This window comes from Shewanella pneumatophori (genome assembly GCF_023283895.1).
In the GTDB taxonomy this organism is placed as follows: Bacteria; Pseudomonadota; Gammaproteobacteria; order Enterobacterales; family Shewanellaceae; genus Shewanella; species Shewanella pneumatophori.
On sequence record NZ_JAKILB010000001.1, the window covers coordinates 486,078 to 500,618 of the forward strand.

Annotated in this window: 11 protein-coding genes; 4 read left to right on the top strand and 7 right to left on the bottom strand. The window is 42.1% G+C overall.

Features of this window, described 5'->3' with window-relative positions:
- The first annotated feature begins 95 nt into the window (after positions 1 to 95).
- Positions 96 to 2,711 (top strand): bifunctional acetaldehyde-CoA/alcohol dehydrogenase, encoded by a 2,616-nt coding sequence (gene adhE / locus L2740_RS02140; protein ID WP_248948348.1) that lies wholly within the window; start codon positions 96 to 98, stop codon positions 2,709 to 2,711.
- Between the two features lie 117 nt (positions 2,712 to 2,828).
- On the opposite strand, the gene L2740_RS02145 is transcribed toward adhE, so the two are convergent.
- The 6 genes from L2740_RS02145 to L2740_RS02170 all read right to left on the bottom strand — a co-directional run bounded on the left by L2740_RS02145 (position 2,829) and on the right by L2740_RS02170 (position 10,582).
- Complete coding sequence (locus tag L2740_RS02145) at positions 2,829 to 3,284, bottom strand: ribosomal maturation YjgA family protein (protein ID WP_248948350.1); 456 nt, start codon at positions 3,282 to 3,284, stop codon at positions 2,829 to 2,831.
- The gene (gene creD / locus L2740_RS02150; protein WP_248948352.1) at positions 3,271 to 4,668 is read right to left on the bottom strand and encodes a cell envelope integrity protein CreD; all 1,398 of its coding nucleotides are present in this window, start codon (positions 4,666 to 4,668) and stop codon (positions 3,271 to 3,273) included. Before creD ends, L2740_RS02145 begins: the two co-directional genes overlap by 14 nt.
- 73 nt (positions 4,669 to 4,741) lie before the next feature.
- Positions 4,742 to 6,214 carry a two-component system sensor histidine kinase CreC gene (creC, locus tag L2740_RS02155; RefSeq protein WP_248948354.1) on the bottom strand — a complete coding sequence of 491 codons (1,473 nt, stop codon included), beginning with the start codon at positions 6,212 to 6,214 and terminating at the stop codon, positions 4,742 to 4,744.
- On the bottom strand, positions 6,211 to 6,939 hold the full coding sequence (locus L2740_RS02160) for a response regulator (protein ID WP_248948355.1): 729 nt from the start codon (positions 6,937 to 6,939) through the stop codon (positions 6,211 to 6,213). The genes creC and L2740_RS02160 overlap by 4 nt, the downstream gene beginning before the upstream one ends.
- A 323-nt stretch (positions 6,940 to 7,262) precedes the next feature.
- A complete protein-coding gene (locus L2740_RS02165; protein ID WP_248948356.1) occupies positions 7,263 to 9,434 on the bottom strand; it encodes a malate synthase G in 2,172 nt (723 codons plus the stop codon).
- A 203-nt stretch (positions 9,435 to 9,637) separates the two neighbouring features.
- Complete coding sequence (locus L2740_RS02170; RefSeq protein ID WP_248948357.1) at positions 9,638 to 10,582, bottom strand: LysR family transcriptional regulator; 945 nt, start codon at positions 10,580 to 10,582, stop codon at positions 9,638 to 9,640.
- Positions 10,583 to 10,692: 110 nt separating this feature from the next.
- On the opposite strand from L2740_RS02170, the gene L2740_RS02175 reads away from it, so the two are divergent.
- The 3 genes from L2740_RS02175 to L2740_RS02185 all read left to right on the top strand — a co-directional run bounded on the left by L2740_RS02175 (position 10,693) and on the right by L2740_RS02185 (position 13,896).
- On the top strand, positions 10,693 to 12,276 hold the full coding sequence (locus tag L2740_RS02175) for an isocitrate lyase (RefSeq protein WP_248948359.1): 1,584 nt from the start codon (positions 10,693 to 10,695) through the stop codon (positions 12,274 to 12,276).
- Between the two features lie 238 nt (positions 12,277 to 12,514).
- Complete coding sequence (locus L2740_RS02180) at positions 12,515 to 13,081, top strand: pilus assembly FimT family protein (RefSeq protein ID WP_248948361.1); 567 nt, start codon at positions 12,515 to 12,517, stop codon at positions 13,079 to 13,081.
- A 251-nt stretch (positions 13,082 to 13,332) separates the two neighbouring features.
- Positions 13,333 to 13,896, top strand: a complete 564-nt coding sequence (locus L2740_RS02185) for a type II secretion system protein (RefSeq protein WP_248948363.1) — start codon at positions 13,333 to 13,335, stop codon at positions 13,894 to 13,896.
- A gap of 248 nt (positions 13,897 to 14,144) precedes the next feature.
- Here L2740_RS02185 and L2740_RS02190 read toward each other — a convergent pair whose 3' ends face one another.
- Positions 14,145 to 14,480: an antibiotic biosynthesis monooxygenase family protein gene (locus L2740_RS02190; protein ID WP_248948365.1), complete on the bottom strand. Its 336-nt coding sequence runs from the start codon at positions 14,478 to 14,480 to the stop codon at positions 14,145 to 14,147.
- Between the last annotated feature and the right edge of the window lie 61 nt (positions 14,481 to 14,541).

Consider the following 14,541-nt stretch of genomic DNA (forward strand, 5'->3'; position numbering starts at 1 on the left):
TATTACGTGTAATTTTTCTTCATAGGTAGAATTTTAGAGCACCAGAGAATGTTTAGCCAAATTAGCTTTGGCTAAATTTTTTCAGGATTGCGACTATGACAATAACCAATGAGCAACAACTCAATCTATTAGTTGAACGAGTAAAAACCGCGCAACAGATATTTGCTAACTACTCTCAGCAAGAAGTCGATAAAATCTTTCGAGCTGCCGCGCTTGCTGCGGCTGACGCGCGGATCTCACTCGCCAAAATGGCTGCAAATGAAACCCAAATGGGCGTAATTGAAGATAAGGTCATTAAAAATCATTTTGCATCTGAGTATATTTACAATAAATACAAAGACGAAAAAACCTGTGGCATCTTATCTGAAGATCCCACATTCGGAACTATCACTATCGCCGAACCTGTCGGTATTATCTGTGGCATAGTGCCAACGACAAACCCAACCTCAACCGCAATATTTAAAGCACTTATCAGCCTTAAAACCCGCAACGGAATTATTTTCTCGCCTCATCCACGGGCTAAGCAATCAACCACCACAGCCGCTCGAATCGTGTTAGAAGCCGCTATTGCAGCCGGTGCCCCTAAAGATATTATTGGCTGGATTGATGAGCCATCCGTTGCGCTATCTAATCAGTTAATGACCCATGAGGACATTAACCTCATATTAGCAACAGGTGGCCCCGGCATGGTCAAAGCCGCCTATTCATCAGGTAAACCAGCAATTGGTGTCGGTGCTGGAAACACGCCGATAGTCATTGATGAAACGGCAGATATTAAGCGCGCTGTCAGTTCAATTTTGATGTCGAAGACATTCGATAATGGCGTAGTCTGCGCTTCAGAGCAGGCTGTGGTTGTTATTGATTCGGTTTATGACGAAGTTAAGCAGCGTTTTGCCAGTCACGGCGGCTATCTTTTAAGCCCTGCTGAAACCCAAGCTATGCAATCGGTTATTCTAAAGAATGGCGGACTAAATGCAGACATCGTCGGCCAAAGTGCTGCTAAAATCGCTGAAATGGCTGGAATTCAAGTGCATAAGTCAACTAAGGTATTAATAGGTGAAGTCACAGATATTGATAACGCTGAGGCCTTTGCTCACGAAAAATTATCGCCGCTACTCGCCATGTACCGCGCAGCAAACTTTGAAGATGCACTGAACAAAGCCGATGCACTGGTGAAATTAGGCGGCATAGGCCACACATCAGGGCTTTATACCGATCAAGATACCCAAAACGAGCGTATTAACGCGTTTGGCTTTAGGATGAAAACCGCCAGAATTTTAATCAATACCCCTGCATCCCAAGGCGGTATTGGCGATCTTTATAATTTTAAACTGGCGCCATCGCTCACTCTAGGCTGCGGCTCTTGGGGCGGCAACTCAATTTCAGAAAATGTTGGACCAAGTCATTTATTAAACAAAAAGATGGTCGCTAAAAGGGCTGAAAATATGTTGTGGCACAAACTCCCCTCTTCTATTTATTTCCGCCGTGGTAGTTTGCCAATCGCATTAGAAGAGCTTAGCGATAAGAAGCGGGCGTTAATCGTTACCGACAAATACTTGTTCAACAACGGCTACTGCGATGAAACTATCAAAATCCTCAAAGGCTTAGGCCTTGAAACTGAAATCTTCTATGACGTAGAAGCCGACCCAACCATGCAGATTGTTAAGCAAGGCGCCAAAGTAGCCCAAAGCTTCCAGCCTGATGTGATTATTGCCCTCGGTGGTGGTTCACCAATGGATGCGGCTAAAATCATTTGGGTAATGTACGAGCATCCGGACGTTGATTTTGCCGACTTAGCACTGCGCTTTATGGATATCACTAAACGAATTTATAAGTTCCCAAAACTTGGGCGCAAAGCCAAGATGGTAGCCATCCCCACAACTTCAGGTACGGGTTCTGAAGTCACTCCCTTTGCCGTAGTAACTGATGAGCAAACAGGGATGAAATACCCAATTGCCGATTACGAGCTAACGCCTAATATGGCGATTGTTGACCCAAATCTTGTCATGGATATCCCAAAGTCACTTACCGCTTTTGGTGGTATCGATGCCATTACCCATGCGTTAGAGGCGTATGTCAGTGTAATGGCAAATGAATATAGCGATGGCCAAGCATTGCAGGCACTAGACTTATTATTTAAGCATTTGCCAGATGCATACACCCATGGTGCTAATGCGCCGGTTGCCCGTGAAAAAGTGCATAACGGTGCCACCATTGCGGGAATAGCCTTTGCCAATGCGTTCTTAGGTATTTGTCACTCTATGGCGCATAAACTTGGGGCGGAGTTCCATTTAGCCCATGGTTTAGCAAATGCATTACTGATCAGCAATGTCATTCGCTTTAATGCTACAGACATGCCAACCAAACAAGCAGCATTTAGCCAATATGATAGACCGAAAGCACTTTGCCGTTACGCAAAGATTGCAGAATACTTAAAACTGGAACACGCCACAGGCGAAGGCATTAGTGATGAAGAAAAAGTCGAAGCGCTCATTAAAAAAATTGATGAGCTCAAGGAGACGATTGGCATTCCATGCTCAATCCAAGCAGCAGGAGTTAACGAAGCCGATTTCCTCGCAAAACTCGACGAATTAGCCGAAGACGCTTTTGACGACCAATGTACCGGTGCAAATCCACGTTATCCACTGATCGCCGAGCTTAAGCAAGTATTGTTAGCCAGTTATTATGGAAACGACTACAGCGATGAGTAGAACACAGCTCTGCTAAATTGCACAAGTATTAATAGATAAACCTAGCCAACATTGACTAGGTTTTATCTTTTATGGCACTGGTATTGATATTAGTATTGGCATTGCTATTTTAAATTATTACTGCCCCGTTTGGGCCGCAACTCGCCGATTTAATAACGACTCAATAGCCACACATAACACTCCCCCAGTTATGTAAGCGATTAAATCTAGCCAATCAAATGTTGCCCCTAAAATGGTTCCTATGACGGTCGCAGGCTCGATACCAAGTAAACTAGGCACATTAAAGTACTGGGCAAACTCAACACTAAAGGCTATTGAAAGCGTCATAACAACTAACGCTCGAATACTAAGCTTTAAAAAGCTCGCCAGTAAATAATATAACCACACAACAACCAATACATCTCCGACTATCGGCCTAATAAATGTGTCGCGAACAAAAGCAGCGATAAATATAAGAACTAGTAAAAGACTGAAGCTGATTACTGCTTTTTCTAAGCAAAACCTAAAGTAAGCCCCTCCTTTCGAGAGCTGCTTAGCATTCGATTTAGCAAGCTGCACCTTATTGACTTTCATTCTCAAGCCCTACTGGAGTATCTTTAGCTACATCCGCAACTACATCCACGTGTTCGTTACTTTTTGCATACCAGTCAACATTTCTCGTCATTACCATTAATAAGCTCAAAATCGCAAAACATAATAAACTACCCATCAGTAACGCATAACTTTCAGCTTGTAATAGTCCAAACAACAAACCATAGAGACCCATCAAGCACAAACCAAAAAGCCTTCCATGCTTAGCGTTAGCCAACATGCCACCCACATAAATACTCAACAATAGTGTTGAAGCAATAGCCGACATAATGTAAGCCCAATTAAAGCCTGTGTGCTCGCTCAGTGAGATGAGTAATAAATAAAATAGTGCTAAAGCTAAACCAACAAAACCGTATTGTACCGGGTGCATTGGCCGAGCTTGGAACAGTTCGAGCAGGAAGAAGCTGGCAAACACCAATGTAATCACTAACAATGAATAATTAACAGCACGATGTGATTTAAGGTAATGGTCAACTGGTTCAATTAAATCAACGCCCATTTGCCGACGCTCTAACTCAGCGCAAGCCGCTTTATCTACCATGCAATGCTCGAAAAGTTGACTGATATTTGAAGAAAAATTATTACTAACCCATTGTGCGTTAAAGCCGTTATCAGAAATGTCCGACGAAATAGGTAAAAAATCACCTGTAAAACTTGGATGCGGCCATGCAGAAGCCATCGAGATGTTTGACTCTTTACCAATAGGGCTGATTTGAATCGACTCCATACCTTGCAATAAAAAGCTAAAATCAAATTTTAATAGCTGCAATGAGGTTTTCGCCTCTTTATTATCACTAATCGCTAATAACTGCGCTAGATCAAGATTAGTATGAAACCCTTGCGCAAATTGGTTAAGCCCAGTGCCAGGCTGAACTTCAATAGTTTTGCCATCAAGTTGCATTTTATTGAGCTTGATAAGGCCTCGACTATCAGCAACCCCAACCACCATGGAAATACTGTTAATCTTTTCAGGTGCGATCGCTGTAATTCGATTTAAATCAAACGAGCCTGTTAAATGACTATCTGCTTTATAAAGACGCGCTTGGTAGATCCCCCGGTACTTGGCATAGCTTTCAAGATCTGCATCAAAATTAAAAACCTCCGGTAAAATATACTTACGATGCTCGCTAAAGTAGCTCTTGCCCTCATGATTAACAACTTCAGTAAAATTAACAGTAATAAAAGGTCCAATGATCCTTTGTTCACCGGTACTACTACGTGCAATTTCGCTTCGCACTTCTTCTAACCGATAAGAACGCTCTGAGATTAAATCAGTTACCATAGTCAAAGGGATCTGAAGTAACACAAACAGTAAAAGTACAAAGCCGAATTTATTGACGACCTGATTATTAAGTATTTTTTTCATGGATGATTCTCCAATTGTTGAGATCTGAATTTTAAAATCAACAATTGGAGATTAAATGGAGCGAATGTGGAGATTAGATGGAGTTGCTGTTCAAAGGTAAAATCATAGTGACTTTAACGCCCTGCATTAGGTTTTCTATTTTGAGAATTCCCTGATGCAATTTAACCACTTGTTCTACAAAGTTAAGTCCAAGGCCTGTACTTTTAATGCCATTTTTGCGCGGCAATGAATAAAAGCGCTCAATAATACGTGGCATTGCATAATCAGGGATCTGTGAGCCAGTATTATAAATGGCCAGCTCTAGTTCTTTGTCCCTTGTAATAAGTGACCAAGAGATCTCACCGCCTGGCTCAACAAAATCAATTGCATTATCCATCACGTTATACAGTGCTTGTTTAAAGAGAAAACTATCGCCAAGTAAGCGGCAGTCACTGGCTAGTTCAGCAGATAATGGCTGCTCAATCTGGCATATAATAGATTTACTGGCAAAGCGAGCCTCAGAACCCAGATTAACTTCCTTTATCATCTCAATAAGGTTCATTGACACTAATGCATCTAATTGAGGGCGTTTCTCTAATCGAGCTAACTCTAAAAGTTTATCGATTAAAGACTGCATCCTATCGGTTTCGCGTTCGATATTGGCTGAAAATCGACTAACTTTATCCGCAGGTAATGGCGATTGCAGTATTTCACTGGCCCCTTTTATCGCAGACAATGGACTTTTGAGTTCATGAGTTAGGGTTTCAACATACTGCTCGACATACTTTTTACCATCAATTTGCTCACGCATTTTCTCTAATGCGTTACTTAAATTGCCATATTCATAAAAAACGCGGAATGTCGGTTTTACCACTTTTTCACCACGCCCCATTTTATCAGCATAGTCTTCCAACTTATTTAGCGCTGAATGGATCCGCCAAGAAAACAAAGCGCCCGCAATAAGCACTAGACCGCTCATTAGTAACATCCAATACAACACATTACGCTTTGAGAGATCAATATAGGGCTGAACTGAACGATTGGCTTTTGCTACTGTTACACTGCCGATAATGCTTTTGTTATGGTAGATGGGTGCTGCTACATGCATCACTGTAGATAAGGGATCGCCTGGATCCTCCGTGGTACTGCGCGCACCATATTGGCCTCGCAAAGTAAGATACACATCATTCCACTGTGAATAATCTGCACCGACATCTTGCTGCCACGAGTCCGCGATCACTATGCCGTTTTTATCTGTAATATAAATTCGATGATTGAGCGCCTTTTTGCCAAGTTCCCACATCCGTGCTTCGGGCTCACGCTGGCCATAGGCCGCAAGTAACTTAGAAAAACGGCTTTCAGAGATCCGCTCATTTGCGACCTCTTCCTCAGCTAAAACCGCTAACAGGTTAGCCATATCGATAAGTGTTTCTTCGGTAGTTTGCCTAACCGTTGGTTTAAGCTCTTGAATTACCGTAGTGCTGACCATGTAAGCCGTGATCCCGACTAAGATAAAGTACAGGGAGAATAGTCTTAAGCCTAATGGGATCTTTGGCCAGCGCATCATAGCGTTGGACTCTGTTTATAAAAATAGCCGAAACCACGTTTGGTTTGAATCGAATCAGCTAAAGCAAAAGGTTTGAGCTTTTGGCGGATCGCTTTGATATGTGAATCGACATTGCGCTCATATGAAGCGGACGGCGCGATATCGGCAGCAATGAGCAGCTGTTCACGACTTAATACATTTGCACTGTGGCTAATTAACTTATCTAAGATCTTGAATTCAACTGCGGTTAAACCAAGCATTTGTCCATCAACACAATAATCAAAATTAGCTGATATTAAACCGCCTGTGTTTGTGCTTGGTTCTGTTGATTGCCCATCTATATAAGTAGCGGGAGCAACCACTTGACTTGCAAAAAAGGTCGGCTTTTTGATGCGTAATTTAATTCGAGCAAGCATTTCTCTCGGACTAAATGGCTTTGTCACATAGTCATCAGCGCCAATTTCAAGCCCTACAACACGATCTATTTCGTCATTTCTTGCGGTTAAGAAGATAATCGCTACATCGGAGAACTCGCGTATGGTTTTACAAAGCTCAAAACCGTTCACATCAGGCAGGCCGACGTCAAGCACCACAAGTTCTACCGTATTATCGGCTATATAGGCTAACCCTTGCTCACCGGTTGCAAACCAACAAACATTAAAACCATCCATTTCCAATACATGAATGAGATTGTCTGCAATGGCTGGTTCATCTTCAATAATCACAACTGTCGCTTTAGCGCTCAACGAGTTAACCCTTTAACATTATTTATGGGCAACAAGCTTAACGTAGAGCAGGTGTATAAATCGACATATTAATCATATTGTTGAGGCTAAACAGCTCAACAATAAAGAGGAACTATTAACCTGCTCGGTTACGGCTTAATGTACTTAACATAAATAGGTCTAAAAATTCCCCATGTATTTGTGCCCGCTTAATATTTGATCCCCAAAGTCGGATACATTTCATTGACCACAATGTTTAAGAATAAACGATAAAATCCGCTATGAGTGTTAACACATAACGGATTACAATTAATGATTCAATAGATGTTGATTTAACTCACGTTTCATCCTGCCTTAGCTTGCTTTCGATAAGCATGTAATAAAGGCTCGGTGTAACCTGAGGGCTGCTGTTTACCTTTAAAAATCAAATCACATGCCGCGTTAAACGCAACGCCATCAAAACTAGGTGCCATACTAATATACTCGCTATCAGCCTGATTTTGCTTATCAACCACTAGCGCCATCTTTTTAAGCGATGCCAACACCTCTTCTTCTGTGCACACTCCATGATGTAACCAATTCGCTAAATATTGCGACGATATGCGCAGTGTTGCTCTATCTTCCATCAAACCAACGTTATTGATATCCGGTACTTTTGAGCAACCTACGCCTTGGTCAATCCAGCGCACCACGTAACCTAAAATACCTTGAGCGTTATTATCCAGTTCAAATTGCTTTTGCTGCGCAGTTAGTTGCTCGCCTGTAGGCATTAACGGCAAAGTAAGCAGATCATCCAAACTTGCACGTTGTCTGCTTGCTAACTCATTTTGAACATCAACCACACTCACTTGGTGGTAATGTGTTGAGTGCAATACTGCGCCATTTGGTGATGGCACCCAAGCTGTGTTTGCGCCAGCTTGTGGATGAGCGATTTTTTGCTGGAGCATAGCCGCCATTTCGTCCGGCATTGGCCACATGCCCTTACCTATTTGCGAGAGGCCTTGTAGTCCACACTCCAAACCGATATCGACGTTCCAATCTTCATAAGCTTTTATCCAAGCCTGCTGCTTCATTACAGATTTGGCAACGAATGGCCCAGCTAACATAGAGGTATGAATTTCATCACCAGTTCTATCTAAAAAACCAGTATTAATAAATACCACACGCTCTCTAGCTGCCCGAATACACTCTTTAAGATTGACCGTTGTGCGGCGCTCTTCATCCATAATACCGACCTTAATGGTATTACGTGACAGCTTCAATGCATCTTCTATTCGGCTAAACAGTTCACAGGTAAATGCCACTTCTTCAGGACCATGCATTTTGGGTTTAACAATATTGATTGAACCTTTACGACTATTCGCACGCAGATTGTTATTACCTTTCAAGTCATGCAAAGCAGCAAAAGCCGTTACCATGCCATCTAGAAAACCTTCAGGTACTTGATTACCATCTTTATCAAGTACCGCATCTATGGTCATTAGGTGACCAACGTTGCGCACAAACAATAGGCTTCTTCCTGGTAAGCTTAACTGCTGCCCGTTTGGAGTAATATACTGTCGGTCGTTGTTTAGCTCACGTATGATCTCTTTGCCATTCTTGACCAGTTTTGCAGTCAAGCGCCCTTGCATTAACCCAAGCCAGTTTTGATAAACCTCAACTTTATCTTCAGCATCTACAGCGGCGACAGAGTCTTCACAATCCATAATGGTTGTCACGGCTGCCTCTACTAAAAGATCTTTAACTCCTGCAAGATCAGATTTACCAACTAGATGATTGCGATCAATTTGGATCTCAATATGTAGGCCATTATTAAGGATTAGGATTGCTGAAGGGTCTGATTGTTCGCCATTAAAACCAGCGAACTTATTAGCAGTAGTTAGCTCGGTAGTATGACCGCTATCAAGTCTTGCTTTTAATACGCCGCTTTCAATAAAGTATTGGGTGACGTTAGCATGAGAACCACTGACTAACGGTGCAGCGGTATCAAGGTGACGCTTAGCAAAACTAATAACTTTAGCACCGCGCTTAGGGTTGTATTCTTTGGTCAATTCAGCGCCATCGGCAGCGCTAATTGCGTCAGTACCATAAAGCGCGTCGTACAAACTGCCCCATCTCGCATTGGCAGCATTAAGAGCAAATCGTGCGTTTTTGACCGGTACTACTAACTGAGGACCAGCTTGGCTGGTGATCTCGTTATCAACATTTTCGGTACTGATAGAAAATGCTGCGCCTTCTGCAACTAAGTAACCAATATCTGTTAAAAAGGCTTTATAAGCTGCTAAATCAAACGGCTTACTGCTATTGCCAAGATGCCATTCGTCTATTTGCTGCTGCAATTGCTCGCGTTTTGCCAATAATGCTTGATTCACGGGGCCAAGATCATTGACGATGGCCTCAAACTTTCTCCAAAAGATCTGTGAACTAATCCCGGTGCCAGGGCAAATTTCGCTATCAACCAACTCCCATAGTGACTTTGCGATCTGCAATCCACCTACTCGAATACGTGCTGTCATAGTGTGCCCTTCTTTTTCTGTAAAACCATTTACGCTAAAGATGTCCGTTTGTATCGAAACCTTTTCTCTACTTTTACCAGCCTATACCGTTAAGCCGCCATTTATAAAATTTATACTCTTTATCCCCACTATTCACCAAAGTTATCAAAAATCGCTATTTTGCGTATAAAAACAACTAAAATGAAAAAAGATTACTTATATTGCTAGCTTCGGCCAAAACTGTCTGCAGTTTGAGTTATTAATTGGCGCATCCATTTGTGGGCTGGGTTATGTTGAAGCAGCGGACTCCAAGCCATAGTTAGCGCAATTGGTTGGATAATAAAAGGCGGTGGCACAATACAAACTCGCTCGTTATTCTCGTGCTGCTTGGCCATTTTACTTGGTATGGTTGCGATCAAATCTTGTTGTTCAGCCAACAAACAAGCAGCTTGATAATGGCGAGTAAATACGGTGATCCGTCGCTGCACGCCAATCTTAGTTAATGCTTCGTCCACCCACCCCAGGCGCTGTACGTCACCGGGATCCATACCTACGCCAACTCCCATGCCTGTTTTACTGACCCAAACATGATTCGCTTTTAAATAACTGTCGAGTGAGAATTTATCTAGAACAGGATTTGTCTTACTAATCAGGCAACTAAAGTCATCACTCCACAATACCTTTTGATGAAATGACTGCGGAATACTGTCAAACCGGTTGATAACCATATCAACTCGTCCCTGCTCTACATCAGGAAAACTGACATCACTTGGCGTCATAATATCTAAGATAACATTAGGCGCTTCAGTGCGTAAGCGAGCGATAAGTGGTGGAATTAACGTCGCTTCGGCGTAATCACTTGCCATAACGCGAAACACTTGCTCACTATCGGCGGCATTAAACTCTGCGCGCGGTTGCACAGCTTTCTCCAGCCCAATAATAAGCTCACTAATTGTCGGCTGTAGTTCTTGAGCTCGCTCTGTTGGAGTCATGCCTTGGCTGGTTCTTATTAGCAGCGGATCATCAAATAAAGTACGTAATCTTTTTAAGCCATTACTCATTGCCGGCTGGCTAATTCCTAGCTGATCCGCCGCCTTGGTAACATTTCTTTCACGTAGCAAAACATCCAAATAAACCAATAGATTCAAATCAATACGAGATATATTCATGAGATTAATACCGACAATAGAGACTATAAATTAGACTTATTTAAACAAATCTTACTAATATTTTCAACGTAATCAATCGCCGCTAATCATATTGTTAAAGGAATAGACACATGACAAATTACAGAACAAACATCGATGAAGCTGCTACCTTGATTAATGCTGAAGGTAGCGCATGGAATGCAATCAACCCTGAATCTGTAGCTCGTATGCGTCTACAAAACCGCTTTAAAACCGGTTTAGATATTGCGAAGTACACTGCAAAAATTATGCGTGAAGATATGGACAACTACGACAAAGACTCGTCGCAGTACACGCAATCTTTAGGTTGCTGGCACGGTTTTATCGGCCAACAAAAAATGATCTCTATCAAAAAGCACCTGCTTACGACTAAACGTCGTTATCTATACCTTTCAGGTTGGATGGTTGCTGCACTAAGAAGCGAATTTGGTCCATTGCCAGACCAATCCATGCATGAAAAGACCTCTGTTGCTTCACTAATTAAAGAGCTTTACACCTTCCTAAGACAAGCAGATGCACGTGAGTTAGGCGGCCTATTCCGTCAATTAGATGCTGCTAGCGATGCAGAAAAGCCAGCTATCCAAGCGAAGATCGATAACTTTGAAACTCATGTTGTGCCTATTATTGCTGATATTGACGCCGGATTTGGTAACGAAGAAGCGACCTACCTTATGGCGAAACAGATGATTGAAGCCGGTGCCTGTTGTATCCAGCTTGAAAACCAAGTGTCTGATGTTAAACAATGTGGTCACCAGGACGGTAAGGTCACCGTACCTCATGTGGAGTTCTTAGCAAAAATCAACGCCGTTCGTTACGCATTCCTTGAGCTTGGTATTGATGATGGTGTGATTGTTGCGCGTACAGACTCATTAGGTGCAGGTCTTACACAAAAGATTGCTGTAACGAATGAACCAGGTGATCTTGGTGAGCAATACAATTCATTCCTAGAAGTAGAAGCAGTAGATGCGGCAAACCTTGCAAACGGCGATGTGGTATTCCAGCAAAATGGTCAACTGGTAAAACCTGCACGCTTACCGAACGGTTTATTCCAGTTCCGTAAAGGTACTGGTGAAGAACGCTGCGTACTTGACTGCATTACCTCATTACAAAATGGTGCAGATTTACTTTGGATTGAAACAGAGAAGCCACACGTTGCCCAGATTGGCGCTATGGTAAATAAGATCCGTGAAACTATTCCAAACGCTAAGCTAGTTTATAATAACTCGCCTTCGTTTAACTGGACGCTAAACTTCCGTCAGCAAGTATTTGATGCCATGACTGAAGCCGGACAAGATGTGTCAGCTTATAACCGTGATAAGCTAATGAGTGTTGATTACGACAATACTGAGCTCGCGGTACAAGCTGATGAAAAAATCCGTACCTTCCAAGCAGATGCTGCGCGTGAAGCGGGTATTTTCCATCACTTGATTACGCTACCGACTTACCATACTGCTGCGCTGTCGACTGATAACTTAGCCAAAGAGTACTTCGGCGACCAAGGTATGTTAGGTTACGTTGCCAATGTTCAGCGTAAAGAGATCCGCCAAGGTATTGCCTGTGTTAAGCACCAAAACATGGCTGGATCTGACATGGGTGATGATCACAAGGAATACTTCTCAGGTGATCAGGCATTAAAAGCGTCAGGTAAAGACAATACCATGAACCAATTTAGCTAAGTCGTCATTAGAGCATTGAATTTTTGAAGTGGATTTAATGCTCAGTAATGAGCTAATAACGAAAGGCCTGCTATTTAGCAGGCCTTTTTATCTTTGAGTCATTATTGGCAAGTCATTCCTATAATAGTGATCCAGTTAACACTTAGCCAAATACGTATCAATATGTAACATTGGATACTTGAATACAGCTACTGCGCTCGTTACCCTGCGCGCTTTATTTTTTCAATCGGTAACAAGCATGCAAGCATCTCGCAATAATTCATATGGTTTTACATTGATAGAACTGGTTTTTGTCATCATTATTGTTGCGATTTTATCGATAGTAGCACTGCCAAAGTTGATTAACTTAGACCGAGATGCACATATCGCTCAGCTTAATTCAATTGCTGCATCGATTAGCGCACAAAACCAGCTAACTTACAGTAAAAGTGCGATTGCTCATATTGAGCACCTAGAGGGATGTTCTTACGCCTGTGGCAATCACCCTAATTGGGATATCAGGCAAGGCGAATACTTTATCGATGCAAGCGCTACTCGTCTTTATGTCAGCATGGGTTATCCGCTTCCGCCGCTAACATCTAGCGCAACGGTTAATAATAACTACCGTACTGTTTTTGGTTTACCAAGCACAGAGTTTGACTTTACCAGTGTGACTCGGCATTTATCTGCCACTGCAATTGTGCCAATAAAATGGTCTGAAAAACTAAACGATATTAAGAATGGTATTTTTGAATGCCATGTAGAATATAGCTCGCCAACATCGATTCGAAACTACAGCGTAAAAGTCTTTACTAAAGATTGCTAAGTCAGGACTGAGTTAAAGCTTGAGCCTAGTTAAAGATAAGCCCAAGCTAGCACTAGCACCATATTTAGCTTAGAACTAAGTCCTAACGCGACTCCCTGACAGCTATAAGCATAAGTTTCAACCAGTTAAGCTTTTTAAAATGTGACTCTGACTGCAATTACGATATTCCTCCGTTTTGCAGTCAGTTAGTTGCTTGTTTGCAAAAGCAATAATCATTATTCTCCGCGCTTTTGTACACTCCGTTCACTAGTATGCTTATTAAAAACAAAATCACCCGCGGTTATACGCTAATAGAATTGGTTACAGTCGTCGTTATCTTAGCCATTATTGCAGTGTTTACTTTGCCTAAACTCCTTAATATCGGTCAAAATGCGCAAATCGCCCAGCTCCAAGATGTAGCTGCAAAAGTCGATGCCCAAAACAAGATTATTTATACTAAAACAGCGATTGAAAGCATTAACGAACTTTCAGGCTGTTCGTTATTTAATAAACACCCTAACTGCAATAGGCTTTTTGGTGAATACTTTATCGATGTCAGTGGCACTAAGGTTTATGTCAGTAACGGATATCCGCTGGCGCCAATCAAACTAAACAACATTATCAATAATAACTATCGCACAGCTTTTGGTTTGCCTGCTGAAGACTTTCTTATTACTAATGTATACAAGCGTGCAGGCTCGGCAGCAATCGTACCGGCAAAATGGCAAGATAAACTCGGTCAAATTCGTTCTGGTAAATTTGAATGTCATATCGAGTACCGCTCACCAACTCGGCGACATGAATACGCGGTTACAACATATACCCGAGATTGCTAACTGCAGTGAGCATGAGATAGGTAGCCCTACTATAAACAACGCCAGAACGTAAGTTCTGGCGTTGTTTTAAAATAAACCCAATTTTCCAGCAATCAATTACTTGTTAACTGTCTAAGTATCTTCCTTTTAGCGCGATGCAATAGCTTGCACTGCCTCACGGCAAATATCATTATCTATCACCATAACACTTTTCCCTGCTAGTTCTTTGACTATTTTGTTGCTATTTATTTAGCAATCCAATGAGTAAATTAGTCGTATACAGTTCTAGTCAAACAATACTCACGTTCTACTTTTGCAATTCGTAAGGTAAAAGATGAATACCACTTTTCACGACCTAACCGCTGTGCTTCCATGTGCTCAGCGTTTAATCTCCACGCTTTTATATCAGCAAGAGTGCGCCAATAAGACACAGTGATCCCAATCTGCTCCCGCGCCGACTCCATTCCAAGAAAGCCCTCTTGCTCATGAGCGAGCTTAGCCATTGTTTGACCCATCGCAGCGTATCCTTCAATGTTTTCTGCCATTTCAGAGGTAAAAACAACGTAGTAATAAGGCGGTGTAGGCGTGTTTGCGATAAGGCTCATCTATTTATTCCCTTAAATACAAAATTTTGATGCTTAATAAAAAAGCCAGAATTTTCATTCT

Excerpts from the sequence above, each read along its gene's own strand:
- L2740_RS02180 (WP_248948361.1), top strand. The coding sequence starts at position 12,515 with ATGCAAGCATCTCGCAATAATTCATATGGTTTTACATTGATAGAACTG.
- L2740_RS02170 (WP_248948357.1), bottom strand. The coding sequence starts at position 10,582 with ATGAATATATCTCGTATTGATTTGAATCTATTGGTTTATTTGGATGTT.
- creD (WP_248948352.1), bottom strand. The coding sequence starts at position 4,668 with ATGAAAAAAATACTTAATAATCAGGTCGTCAATAAATTCGGCTTTGTA.
- L2740_RS02190 (WP_248948365.1), bottom strand. The coding sequence starts at position 14,480 with ATGAGCCTTATCGCAAACACGCCTACACCGCCTTATTACTACGTTGTT.
- L2740_RS02175 (WP_248948359.1), top strand. The coding sequence starts at position 10,693 with ATGACAAATTACAGAACAAACATCGATGAAGCTGCTACCTTGATTAAT.
- L2740_RS02145 (WP_248948350.1), bottom strand. The coding sequence starts at position 3,284 with ATGAAAGTCAATAAGGTGCAGCTTGCTAAATCGAATGCTAAGCAGCTC.
- creC (WP_248948354.1), bottom strand. The coding sequence starts at position 6,214 with ATGATGCGCTGGCCAAAGATCCCATTAGGCTTAAGACTATTCTCCCTG.
- adhE (WP_248948348.1), top strand. The coding sequence starts at position 96 with ATGACAATAACCAATGAGCAACAACTCAATCTATTAGTTGAACGAGTA.
- L2740_RS02185 (WP_248948363.1), top strand. The coding sequence starts at position 13,333 with ATGCTTATTAAAAACAAAATCACCCGCGGTTATACGCTAATAGAATTG.
- L2740_RS02165 (WP_248948356.1), bottom strand. The coding sequence starts at position 9,434 with ATGACAGCACGTATTCGAGTAGGTGGATTGCAGATCGCAAAGTCACTA.